This is a genomic window from Halobacillus sp. Cin3, from assembly GCF_947311855.1.
Classification (GTDB): Bacteria; Bacillota; Bacilli; order Bacillales; family Halobacillaceae; genus Halobacillus; species Halobacillus kuroshimensis.
This window is the reverse complement of the sequence record NZ_CAMZMV010000003.1, coordinates 283,098-295,412: the sequence shown is the minus strand read 5'-3', so window position 1 is coordinate 295,412 and position 12,315 is coordinate 283,098. Positions and strand designations below refer to the sequence as shown.

12 protein-coding genes and 1 riboswitch are annotated in these 12,315 nt (G+C 48.2%); of the genes, 2 read left to right on the top strand and 10 right to left on the bottom strand.

From position 1 onward, the window contains the following. Nucleotides 1–60: 60 nt before the first annotated feature. Nucleotides 61–258, bottom strand: a complete 198-nt coding sequence (locus QMA39_RS12150; protein ID WP_027953364.1) for a DUF2188 domain-containing protein — start codon at nucleotides 256–258, stop codon at nucleotides 61–63. 143 nt (nucleotides 259–401) lie between these two features. Then, a riboswitch (SAM riboswitch) is annotated at nucleotides 402–510 on the top strand. Between the two features lie 110 nt (nucleotides 511–620). On the opposite strand from QMA39_RS12150, the gene QMA39_RS12145 reads away from it, so the two are divergent. Next, nucleotides 621–2,321, top strand: coding sequence for an O-acetylhomoserine aminocarboxypropyltransferase/cysteine synthase family protein (locus QMA39_RS12145; RefSeq protein ID WP_281658893.1), 1,701 nt, complete (start codon nucleotides 621–623; stop codon nucleotides 2,319–2,321). A 23-nt stretch (nucleotides 2,322–2,344) separates the two neighbouring features. After that, complete coding sequence (locus tag QMA39_RS12140; RefSeq protein WP_281658892.1) at nucleotides 2,345–3,400, top strand: homoserine O-acetyltransferase; 1,056 nt, start codon at nucleotides 2,345–2,347, stop codon at nucleotides 3,398–3,400. A 52-nt stretch (nucleotides 3,401–3,452) separates the two neighbouring features. Here the strand turns inward: QMA39_RS12140 and QMA39_RS12135 are convergent, their stop codons facing one another. The 9 genes from QMA39_RS12135 to QMA39_RS12095 all read right to left on the bottom strand — a co-directional run bounded on the left by QMA39_RS12135 (nucleotide 3,453) and on the right by QMA39_RS12095 (nucleotide 12,315). Next, nucleotides 3,453–4,808 (bottom strand): polysaccharide deacetylase family protein, encoded by a 1,356-nt coding sequence (locus QMA39_RS12135; RefSeq protein ID WP_281658891.1) that lies wholly within the window; start codon nucleotides 4,806–4,808, stop codon nucleotides 3,453–3,455. 94 nt (nucleotides 4,809–4,902) lie between these two features. Beyond that, complete coding sequence (kynA, locus tag QMA39_RS12130; RefSeq protein ID WP_206934456.1) at nucleotides 4,903–5,739, bottom strand: tryptophan 2,3-dioxygenase; 837 nt, start codon at nucleotides 5,737–5,739, stop codon at nucleotides 4,903–4,905. A gap of 14 nt (nucleotides 5,740–5,753) precedes the next feature. Then, nucleotides 5,754–6,398 (bottom strand): DUF4166 domain-containing protein, encoded by a 645-nt coding sequence (locus QMA39_RS12125; RefSeq protein ID WP_206934458.1) that lies wholly within the window; start codon nucleotides 6,396–6,398, stop codon nucleotides 5,754–5,756. 186 nt (nucleotides 6,399–6,584) lie between these two features. Next, nucleotides 6,585–8,111, bottom strand: coding sequence for an RQC-minor-2 family DNA-binding protein (locus QMA39_RS12120; RefSeq protein WP_281658890.1), 1,527 nt, complete (start codon nucleotides 8,109–8,111; stop codon nucleotides 6,585–6,587). A gap of 83 nt (nucleotides 8,112–8,194) precedes the next feature. Further along, a complete protein-coding gene (gene rpiA / locus QMA39_RS12115) occupies nucleotides 8,195–8,893 on the bottom strand; it encodes a ribose 5-phosphate isomerase A (RefSeq protein ID WP_206934462.1) in 699 nt (232 codons plus the stop codon). Nucleotides 8,894–9,200: 307 nt separating this feature from the next. Then, a complete protein-coding gene (locus tag QMA39_RS12110) occupies nucleotides 9,201–9,833 on the bottom strand; it encodes a response regulator transcription factor (protein ID WP_206934464.1) in 633 nt (210 codons plus the stop codon). Further along, entirely contained in the window at nucleotides 9,833–10,870 is a 1,038-nt protein-coding gene (locus QMA39_RS12105; protein WP_027953372.1) for a sensor histidine kinase, read from the bottom strand. The genes QMA39_RS12110 and QMA39_RS12105 overlap by 1 nt, the downstream gene beginning before the upstream one ends. Further along, nucleotides 10,867–11,595, bottom strand: a complete 729-nt coding sequence (gene liaF / locus QMA39_RS12100; RefSeq protein ID WP_206934468.1) for a cell wall-active antibiotics response protein LiaF — start codon at nucleotides 11,593–11,595, stop codon at nucleotides 10,867–10,869. The genes QMA39_RS12105 and liaF overlap by 4 nt, the downstream gene beginning before the upstream one ends. An 81-nt stretch (nucleotides 11,596–11,676) precedes the next feature. Next, nucleotides 11,677–12,315, bottom strand: a complete 639-nt coding sequence (locus QMA39_RS12095) for a PspA/IM30 family protein (protein WP_281658889.1) — start codon at nucleotides 12,313–12,315, stop codon at nucleotides 11,677–11,679.

Sequence of the window (12,315 nt, the reverse complement as noted above, 5' to 3'; positions counted from 1 at the left end):
CTACTGCCACAGGAAAACAAGCATAGGAAGCCATAAAAAAATCCCCTGGGCGGGGATTTTTTAAAAGGTACGCTCTTCTTCAACTTCGTGATTCTGGTCAAGGATGTACAAGCGGCTCGGTTTGTTCTGCTTCGCGATTTCTTCAGCTTTTTCTACAGCTGTATCACGCTCATCAAATAAATCTGTCGGAGCTACGTCCTCAATCTTTACGAACCAGCCGGTTACATCTTTATTTGGTACTACACTATATTCCTTCATGAAAACATCTCCTTCAACATAGACTTAATTATCCATTCCCGCCCTAATATAGATTTAAACACCCTTGTTTCAAGCTGAGAATTGACAAGAGAGCAGGACCCCTTTATAATTTCAAACAAGTCAGATAAATTAAATATTGAAAACTCTTATCGAGAGCGGCAGAGGGACTAGGCCCTGAGACGCCCGGCAACCTTCAAGGAAAACTTGAAAAGGTGCTACATCCTACAGATCAGATGATCTGAAAGATAAGGGGAGGTAAACATACATAAAAAACCCTCTTCTTACTTACAGAAGAGGGTTTTTCTTATTCCCTCTACACCGAGGATCAGGATGTCCTGGAAATCATAAGGAGGAATGAACCAATGACCTATTCAAATCATGTGTATGGTGATGAAACACAGCTGCTTCACGGTGGACAGGAAGCTGATCCAGCAACAGGCTCGCGTGCCGTTCCCATCTATCAGACGACTTCATATGTTTTTAATGATACCGATCATGCCCAGAACCTATTTGCCCTGGCCGAACCGGGGAACATCTATTCCAGAATCACAAACCCGACAGTCGATGTATTTGAGCAGCGTGTTGCCCTTCTGGAAGACGGTGCTGCCGCTGTAGCTACAGCTTCCGGGATGGCGGCAATTACGATGGCCGTCCTGAACGTTGCCGGTGCCGGGGATACCATCGTCACCTCTTCCAACTTGTACGGAGGTACGTATAACTTATTCGTGCACACTCTTCCCCGCTATGGTGTGAACGTTGTTTTCGTAGATGGGAACGATCCTAATGCCTTCGAGGAAGCTATTACGCCTGAAACGAAAGCGATTTTCGCTGAAACCATCGGTAATCCAAGCCTGAATGTACTGGACTTTGAAGCGGTGGCGGATATTGCCCACGCTCATCACATTCCATTGATTGTCGACAACACCTTCGCCACCCCTTATGTATGCAAGCCGATCACCTGGGGGGCAGATATCGTCGTCCACTCCGCAACGAAGTGGATCGGGGGCCATGGTACAGCTATCGGCGGTATTGTCGTAGACAGCGGCCGGTTCGACTGGAACCACGAAAAATTCCCGGGTTTTACAGAGCCTGATGAAAGCTACAACGGCATCCGCTTCGGTATTGATGCTGGACCTGCCGGCTATGCGGTTAAGCTCCGTGTTCAGCTTTTGAGAGATATCGGTGCCTGCCTGAGCCCGCAGAACGCGTTCCTGCTCCTGCAGGGACTCGAAACGCTCCACCTGAGAATCGAAAAGCATGCAGAGCAGGCATATGAAATTGCTGCCTACCTGCAGAACCATGAAGGCGTGGATTGGGTGAATTATCCCGGGCTGCCGGATCACCCCACTTATGACCTTGCCGGGAAGTATTTGAAAGGCGGAGCCGGATCCATGGTTGTCTTCGGTATCAAAGGCGGACGTGAAGCCGGTCGTAAATTGATTGACCATTCCACCCTCTGGTCCCATGTGGCCAATGTCGGGGATGCGAAATCATTGATCATCCATCCGGCCTCCACCACCCACCAGCAGTTGAATGAGGAAAACTTGAAAAAGTCCGGTGTATCCGAAGAACTTGTCCGCTTGTCGGTTGGTCTGGAATCTGTGGATGATCTTATACGGGACTTGGACCAAGCCATAGAAAAGGCCAATGGATACAGCCGTCCTTATAAGGAACAGCCTCATCCAGCGGAGACCGTTCTCCGTTCCTCCCTCGACCGGTCCAATGGAAACATCCGCAGGAAAACGATCGGCATCATTCCTGACCAGCCGGGAGGCCTGCAGGAGGAAGCCTCCAAACTGGAGCGGTTCGGTTTTGAGGTGACTACTTTTTCAAAGGCTGAAGACATGCTGGAACTGAACGATCCAGCTTTCGATATTCTTTATTTTGAAACCCTTGGAGAAAACCAGACGGATCTGGCCCAGTCAGCGAATCCATTGGTCATTTGGTCCAAGGCTGCTTCTTCCCTGAAAAATGAACAAATCCTATCCGGAGCCAGTCTTTACGAGACGATCGTTTCAATCCGATCAGGACACAACTTATCTCATACACTCGTCACTGTATAATGGCCAGAAAGGAGAATGAAAGCATGTCTTTAAAAAACCCCGCCAGCCAGACAGCAGCTTTGGAGACGATTGAACTGGGACCCTTCGATTTCGAATCCGGAGGCCGGCTGGAATCTGTTGAGCTGGCTTACGAACGCACCGGCCCCTCTCATGCTCCCGTCATTATCGTCTGCCACGCTTTAACCGGGAACCAGGCAGCTGTGGGTACCCAAGAGCAGCCCGGCTGGTGGGCAGGATTAATCGGTGAGGGGTGTCCAGTCGACACCTCCCTGTTCCAAGTAATTACGTTCAATGTTCTGGGAGGCTGTCATGGGTCTACGGGTCCCGCCAGTATGAATCCTGATACAGGCAGACCATTCCGCCAGCAGTTCCCTAAAGTGACCATCCGGGATATGGTGCGCGCCCAGTATGAGGCCTTAAAAAAGATGGGCATACATCAGGTCAAGGCTGTTGCGGGAGGGTCGCTTGGAGGTATGCAGGCGTATGAATGGGGGCTCCTCTACCCTGACTTTATGGAGAAGCTGCTGATTATGGCTGCGACCCCCTACTTGAGTGATTACGGCATCGCCTTCAATCATATCGGGGCGAAAGCTATCAAAAATGACCCTTTGTTCCAAGACGGGAACTACACGACCAATGAGTCCCTGCAGGGGTTTGAGATTGCGCGCATGACCGGTATGGTGACTTACAGAAGCCCCACTCTTTTTGAAAAGAGGTTTGACCGGTCCAATGGAGGAGACACCTATGAAATTCAATCCTATCTGGATTATCAGGGAGATAAAATCAAAGAACGGTTTGACGCGAACAGCTACCTGTACCTGCTTGATGCAATGAATAACCATGACATCGGGAGGAACCGGGGAGGATGGAAAACGGCCGCCGCTCAGTATAAAGCAGACTTGATCACGTTCAGTTTTGAACACGACCTGCTGTATCCAGAAGAGCTGATTTCCGCTTTTTCATCGGCGGCACCGAAGGCCTTCCACAGGCATATCCCTACGGATTATGGTCATGACGGCTTTCTCGTTGAATTCGAACAATGGGGCCGTTTCATCAAAGATGAGCTGAATGAGGACTAGAAAACATAAAAAAGACGGGTAGACGAACACGATGTCCATCTACCCGTCTTTTTTATGATTGAAGATCACTGACTTTCACAAATTGAAACCCTTGGGAAGTTAACTGTTCCAGCACAAGCTCCACAACTTCAGGGGTCCGGCTCTCTAATTCATGGAGAAGAATTACCGAACCATCCTCTGCCTGTGAAGTGATCTCTTCCGCAATTTCCTCCGGCTCCTGTTCGCTCCACTCCTCAGAATAGAGCGTCCATGGAACCGTATTCCAATCGCCTTTGTAAGCCATTGGAGGCTCCTCGCCAAACGGCAGTCTCAATCCAGCTGTTTCTACTCCAGCAGCCTGCTTGATCACGTCCTGGGCAGCGAGAATCTGCTCATCCACCTCTTCCGGGTTTAACCGGGCGAGGCGGGGGTGATCCCACGTATGATTTCCGATTTCATGACCCTGCTCAGCCACCATCCGGGCCGTTTCCGGGTAATAGGACACCCGTTTTCCAATCATGAAAAACGAGCCTTTGGCGTCATACTTCTCCAGAAGGTCGAGAATATCCACTGTCCATGTTGGATGAGGACCGTCATCAAAAGTGAGAGCAGCTCTCTTTTCTCCGGTTTCCACCCCAAGGTCATCCGTTGAAACAGCCTCCACGGGACCTTCCCGGTCTTGCTTCTGCTCCGAAGAGGATGGTTCCGATACGTCGGAAGCGGATTCCAAAGCTTCTACAAATTCTTTCCGAATGAGATCCTGCCCTTCTTCAAGTTCGACCAGCACATATCCCAACGTGCCGTCCTCCGCCTGAAGATAGACCCTCACCCCTTCTTTGGTAAGGGCCACATCTTCAAATGTCCCCTTGTTCACGTGAAGAGGTAGGCTGTAACGGGTGGAAACTTCTTCTTTCAGTGCTTCTTCTGTCAATGCAGCCAGTTCATCAAGCACTTCCGGGTCATTGTTGAGCAGCTCGTCCAGCTCAAGCCTGCGCCCGTCCTTCTTATCAAAATTCATGACGGTCTGGTTTTGGATAACCTCGTTTCCGCCTACATCCATCGTTTCTATAAAGCGGACCACGAAGAATCGGTGATCCTGATAGAGCATCTCGAAGTCCACGTGAAGCTCATGTGATTCAGAAGCCTCCACGGATTGTTTATTCTGATAGCTGGCCTGTTTAAAGCCGGCCTTCTGTTGATTGACGTAATCGACAATCGTCTGATTCAATTGATTGTTGGTTGTCTGCGGATAGTGGATGGTTATGTGGTATTCATTATGCTCCACAAGTTCCGTCTTCATATCGATATCGTACATTGGTTCTGTTTCATCAGATTGTTTAGAATCATTTTCATTAGCTTTTGCGATAAATGAGCATCCTGATACAACTAAAACGACCAGCAGTGATATATATAAAATAGGTTGTCTCATAATTCTTCCCTCTTTATCTATTAGTCACACAACCTATTGTAACACAAATGTAACAATCATTTAATTAATCAGATATATTCAGTCTATTCTGACATTAAAAGTGGGTGCGGACGTCCCAAAGCTCAGGGAAAAAGCGGTGCTCCAAAACTTTCTTCAAGTAGCCGACCCCTGAAGATCCTCCTGTCCCTTTTTTATGGCCAATGATCCGTTCCACTGTCTTCATATGACGAAAACGCCACTGCTGGAGGCTGTCCTCCAAGTCCACAAGCTTCTCAGCCAGCTGATACAGATGCCAGTACCGATCCACATCTTTGTAGACAATTGCCCAGGCGGCTTCAACCGAAGGGTTCTGCTTATACAAATCGGTATAATCTCTGTTCAGCACCTGTGGATCGAGATCAAATCCTGCTTTGGACAGCTGCTCAAGTGTAACATCATACAAGCTGGGCTTTTTATAGGCCTTTTCCAGTCGATTGTGAAGATCTTTATCTTTCCGGTAAATCTTCAATACGGCATTCGTTTTGTACCCAAGGGCAAACTCAATCATCCGGTACTGGTAGGATTGAAACCCCGAAGCCTGGCCGAGATGATCCCGGAACTCCATGTATTCTGACGGAGTCATCGTCGCCAGTACATCCCATGCATGGATGATCTGCTTCTGAATACTGGAGACTCTGGCAAGCATTTTAAAAGCCGGCTGCATGTCGTCATGTTGAATCGACCGGATGGCTGCCTGAAGTTCGTGCAGCATCAGCTTCATCCATATTTCACTCACCTGATGGATCATAATAAAGAGCATTTCATCATGATGGGAAGAAAGCGGCTTCTGCGCATCAAGCAGCTGGTCTAAACGTAAATATTCTCCATAAGTCATCCGATCGGAAAAATCCGTATGCACGCCTTCACTGCCTTTCGGCGGTTCCTGGGTCAAGAGTGAGACCTCCTTTAGTCAAGTACTCCACGCTGTGGTATATTGCGGAACGTTATCGGAAGGAACTCTGTGTGAACGAGCCCTTCATACATTAAAAGCGTTCCGAGAACAGGATGTTCTGTATGGACGTGCACCCGTGTCGCCCCTTCTTTTTCTTCATAATGTTCATATACGGAAGTCACAGGGCCGGTCATGCCCAGCACCCCTCCCACGTTATTCGTTCTTGACTCCATATACAGTCCGCCCTCTGGAGTAACGTGAAGATCAAATTCTGCCTCCACCAGGCCCGAACGGCCAAGATGATCGACAAGGCACTGTTTTTCTTCATCATATCTCGCAGCAGAATCAAAACCGCGGATGGCATAAGGGAAAAAGAAGCGGCGGATCCAGCTGATGGTTTCTCTACCCTCTTCATCTTCATACACATAATTTTCGAGTGTAAAAGGCACATCTTTTCCACGCTCTCTGAAGAGAAGGTGATCCTTCACTCCCGCACTCATCAATGGCCTTACCAGCGCAGGAGTTCCTCGGATTTCTGTCATTCTGCCCTGTCCAAGGACCATAAGATTCTGCTTACTCGTTAAGCCGTATTTTTTCTGCAGCTCGGGATGAAGGTTATGGAACTGCTCCCCGAGTGCTTTGTGGTAGATGGATTTCATTTGTATGCGGCCTCCTTTAAACTATCCGTTTTCCTGTTCTCCCCGTGCCTCGTGATGAATACAATAGGGAAGACGGAACCTTGGCTGTACATGAATTATAGCATAAGTAAACGCTTACGATTCAGATGCATGCAGAAAAGAAAGACCTGCCCTTAAAAGCAGGTCTTTCTTATGAAAAACGTTGTTCTACATAACTTCCTCTGCATAATCGCTGATTGCATAACCCTTCTGCTGCTTCATCAGCCAGCCCTGCTTTTCCAGCTGGGTGAACAACCGCTGAATATGCTTTTCAGGCCAGCTCGATAACAGACCAAACCAGCGTGTTTCATGAAGATAGAGACTCCTTAATTTGTTCGTCGGCTTGCCGGCGAGCATCTGGACCAGGGTGTGCACCGGGTATTCACTGCCATAATAATAGATGAGGTCAAGAATCTGCTGGGTATCCGCGTAAGTGATGGACCTTCCTTTAATGGTCAGAATGATATCCTCATCATTGTAGCGGACTTCTTCAAGACGCGCCTTCAGTTCCTCAAGGACATGCCGGGTATTCGGGTAGACATGCTCCGGCACGACCTTCTGCCAGCGGTTCAACTCCTTAAGAATACGGACATCATGAAGCTGGACACCTGCCAGCCACAGCAGCTCTGAATCAGACCTCTTCTCCGGAATATGGACACGGCTTAATTTGTCATACATGTCCAGTAAAGGATAGGCGGACAGGTCGTCTTTTCTGCGCTGGTACTTTTCGATGCGGCTGATGACAGCAAGGCTTTCATCAAGGGACTTTCTTGCTGTATTGAGCTGTTTTTTCAAAGCTCTCAACTGTCCAAGCTGCTCGAGAAGCCTGCTGTTCTGTATCGCAATGTCATTGAACTGCTGCTCGATCGTCGCTGTGCGCTTGGCTGCCCGCTCCACATCAAACTCTTCCGGGAAACGGACCCTATCCTCCACCGTGTCATAATAAAGGCAGAAATCACACGTTTCACAGTAGCAGCAGATCGTTTTCTCCCCGGCATCGAACTGTAAACATTTTGAATGAGGGCAGCTGCCTTGTTTCTGCTCCACCCACGCCTGTGGAAGAGCTCGGAACGGGCGCATGACGATTTCGACACGGTGCCTCCAATATGCAATGTCCTCAGGGTAGTTGAGCACAGAAATGAGTGAGGATTGATTCATCGTTTCGACCGCATCGATGACCTCACGCTTTTGATGAAACAGCTGCACCATTGGATGCCGGTGAAACGCATCTGCAATTTTATCCAGCCAGTTTTCACGACTTTCTGTGCTGATGTGAGAAAGAAACAGATATTCATCCAACACTTCCCCGACATGGTCATACAACTGGTCTGCGGACAGCTGAGTGAAATCTGTGTTATATAAATATTGATCTTTTAAAGGTAGTCCATGTTCTTCAGGCAGGGACTTCCATAAAAACAATTCTGGGCGCAGCAAATGTGGATGGATCCTCTCTTCCTTTTGAAAAGCTACAGGCAGAACTGCATCCCCGGTTAGTCCGAGATAATTCTGGATGGACGCTGTGTCCAGAGACTTCCTGCCGATATGATCCACAATTGCATCGTTAAGCCTGGATAATAACCCCCGTTCAAATTTATGTCCGATGGAACGAATGTGTTTGTTCTTCTTCCCAATCGGCGCAAGTACAACATGAGGGTAGCGATGATCCTGGTAAGCAATCCTATTTGGCAGTCCCATAATGAATTCCCCTTTGAATAAGGATTTACTACTATTATAGAAAAAGTATTACGAGTTACCAACAAATATAAGTAAAATGGGCGTCAAACCGTTAAAATTTCCACGGGATACCCAATGAACAGTCCCGTTTCTATAACTCCAGGGATGGCACTGAGCTCTTTTTCCAACCCATCATGGATGTCTTGGAACCGCACTTCCAGCAGGAGATTTCCTGCTTCCGTGAGAACAGGACCGTCTTTCGCCGCCGCCATACGCAGCTGAATGTCCACACAAGGGAATTCCTGCAGCTTTGTTTCCACAAGATGCACAGCTCTCGGATCCACTTCAACAGGAACAGCATACTTTTCACCAAGCTTCTGAACATATTTACTTTCATCCACTAAAATATACGTTTTAGGGGAGCTTGCCATCACGAGTTTTTCAGCGAATAACGCTCCGCCCCTTCCTTTAATCAACCGGCCGGCATTGTCAACTTCATCCGCTCCGTCAAAACCCCAGTCGGGCTTTGCAGCGGTCAATGTCGTCGTCCTTAAGCCGAACAAGGCACAATTCATCTCCGCTTCTTTCGATGTCGGTACTGCATAAACGTCCAGCCCCTCGTTCTTTATCCGTTCAGCGATCTTTTCCAGGGCAATGAAAGCCGTCGACCCGGAACCCACGCCGATCACCTGCTGATCTTCAACATATCCGCTGACTCTGGCGGCGGCCCGTTCTTTGGCTTCCCGATTGGATATTCCGCCAGCCCATACCGGTTTTCCGGCAAGCTGATTGTTCCAATTCATACAAATCACCTCTCTCTTTGTATTCCCGAAAGTCTCATAAAACAAGCACAGGTGTTAGGAAAAGTGTATCAAACAGGTTCCCCACAGATACAGCGATGGGGTAAACTTTGTCATTCTTCACCCCTCCTTCACATAAACTTAATGGAATACGACGGGCCGAAGTAAAGGGGGAAAAGCATGAGAAGACTCTATTGGAAACTGGTCATCTTCTATCTCATTCTGATTACCGCCTTTGTCTACGTCACCTTCCTCCACTGAAAACACCCCGGCCTCCATGGCCGGGGTGTTCATATACTCTTTCATGAATTTAATGGACAAGCTCATGTTTGAATGCATAAATGACGGCCTGCGTTCTGTCTGATACTTGTAATTTCCCAAGAATACTGCTTACGTGAACCTTTACCGTTTTTAAAGCTATGAACAACTCTTCTGCAATCTCCTGGTTCGTCCTGCCATCTGCCATCAGAAGCAGAATTTCCTTTTCCCTGTTCGTCAAATCCTCATGGAGCGCCCGTCGGTCGGGATGACGCATCTTTGTCATGATTTTCCCGGTGACTTCCGGTTCCAGAATGGACCGTCCTTCAAACGTGGCACGAATTGCCTGGGCTATTTCCTCTGCTTTTGACGTTTTCAGCATATAACTGACCGCTCCCGCCTCTAAAGCGGGATACACCTTCTCATCATCAAGAAAACTTGTGACGATGATGATCTTCGCCTCCGGCCACTCGTCCGTAATCCGCTTGGTCGCTTCAATCCCATCCATATGTTCCATCACGAGATCCATCAAAATAATGTCCGGCCGGTGTTGAAAGGCAAGCGCTACAGCATCTTCACCGTCTCCAGCTTCAGCGATCACTTCGATATCCGGCTGCGAGGACAAATACGCGGATACACCAATACGGACCATCTCATGATCATCTGCAAATAACACTCGAATCATCAGGATTGACCTCCTTTAAGTCGGTGGGGCACTTTCACTTCCAACCGTGTCCCCTGTCCTTTCACACTGACAATCTTTAACACTCCGCCCACTTCAAAGGCACGCTCCTCCATATTTTGAAGACCGTAGGAGCTCGTTTTTTTCTCTTCCACATGAAAACCCATACCGTCGTCGATCACTTTTAAAATAACGGTTTGATCACGATCCAGAAGCATAACCGAAAGGGTTGATGCCTTGGCATGCCTGAGCGTGTTGGATACCGATTCCTGCAGAATTCGGAAGAGCTGGTCCTCCACCCCTTTTTCTAAAGGAAATGTTTCGATCGTCCAGTCAATCTGCAGCGGCACCTTTTGGATCAGTTCCTGAAGAAGCTCTGTCATTCCTTCCGCCAGTGTTTTATCTTTCAAGGGAACCGGCCGCAGATGGAGGAGCAGTGCCCTCATTTCGAGCTGGGATTGATGAATCATCCTCTCTACCATCTTCAGCTGCCGGTCCTCACCTTCACGTCCATGGTCTTTCGTCTCATTAATGGCTGACATCATCATCGAAGCAGCAAACAACTGCTGACTGACAGAATCGTGAAGTTCCCTGGCCAGACGATTCCTTTCCTGTATGACTACTTCCTGAAGGCTTTTTTCCCGTTCTTCCGCTCTTTCTGTAACCATACGTTGAGAAAGCTCAGCTTGTTTCACAATCTTATCTTCCAGCTGTTTCATCCGATCTTCAATTCTTTTCACTTCTGCTAGATCCGCCGTGTCCGTCTCCAGAGGGCTGCCTTTCACGACTTCTCCAAGCTGCTGTTCGATATGGGTAAACTGACGCCGCCAGTACCACCCCTGAGCCGTACCGGTTACAAGTCCCATAAACAGGGACAACAGCAGAATCAAAAATCCATACGGAAGATCGAGCACCTCTCTTGTCCAGAGCACTGACCACTGCTCTACCGGAAAAGCGGCGAAGGTTACAGCAGTCAGGAGAACAGCAAATAGCAAGAACGTGAAAAGCCCCGACCAAATCTGCCTCTGCCAAAGGTTCATATCCGCTTCACCTCGAGATCACCGGAAAATATTGACGTAATGACCTTCACCCGGGGCTTATTTTCCTGATAATCCGGTGTTTGGTAAAACGTCATCTGATTGAGCATTCTGGACTTCTTAAACTGAAAAATCGAGCTTCTTCCAATGATCGCACTGTGAAGGATCGTCACTTCCACCTCATACGGAACATAAATCGTGACATTGCCTATAAAATGACGGATGGATATAACGGATTCGTTCGAAGGAAGAACGGTTTCACTTAAATCGATGACCCGGTCGCCTATGCCTCCGTGCACATTCACATCCTGCCACGGATAGGAATGTGAGGGCGTCGACTGCCGCCCAAAAAACTTTTGAGTAAATACAGGTTCCTCCGGAGGGTCATTCAGCTCCTGATCCATCCCTTCCAGCTGTACTCTTTCCGGATGCTGCTTCGTTTTATAATAATGACGGACCGCCAGAAAAAGGATGGCCAGCACGAGAAAACGAACAGCAATCATACTTAGTACAGTCAGCCCGAGACCGACCGCCCCGACCCAGAACATGGCTTTTCTCCAAAGCGGCCTATAATTCTTCCAACCGAAGTAAATCAGGACGGCTGAAAAACCGACAGAAAAAATGAGGCCCCCGTTAAAGAACACTATTTCAATGATCAGGAGAATCACCCCTGTGATTAAGATCGTGTTCAGCATATCTGTTGAAATTCTTTTAAACACAGCGGTCATTCCCCCTTCCTCTTATCCACCTGCGCCCTTTAGACAAAGGAAAGACGCAGAGAACTGCGCCTTTATCATACCATGATTTAGTTACCCCGACACTTCCTGCTTATTCCTGACCTTTTTCTCAATCTCTGCCATCTTACTGTCAAACGTATTACGGTAGTAGGCACTGTTCACCTTATACTCCAGGTCCTCCATGTAACGGTCAATCTCAGAGAATCGGGAATACGGCTTGTCTGATCCATCCTCCAGCACACGGTTCATTCTGTGATGCGCACGTGCTGTATTTTCACGCCCCATAATCGACATCCGTTTCAAGTGCATATCCTTTAGTTTATGTTTCATTTCCTCATACTTACGCTCGAGGGCCTCCAGCTGCTCTACACATTCTGCCTGAGACTGCTTCAGCTTTTCTGCACGCGCTCCATATTCTCCCTGCTCTTTTACCGCAAATTCATGCATGGACGTTTCGCCGGCCTGTTCAGCCAAATGGGCCTGATGCCTGCGTTTCTCAGCCAGATCTGAAGCTTTTTGATATTCCCTTCCGAATTCATCCTTCAACTGGTACTGCCGCTCCACCAGCTTCCGGACTTTTTCTGTCTCCTTTTCACTTTCTCTTAAGTACTGATTCAGCATGGCGACCGGGTTCTTCTGTTCCTTTTGGTCCAATGCCTCATGAAGATCTGCCGTAATTGAATCCTTTAATCGTGTAAATAGGTTGGCCAT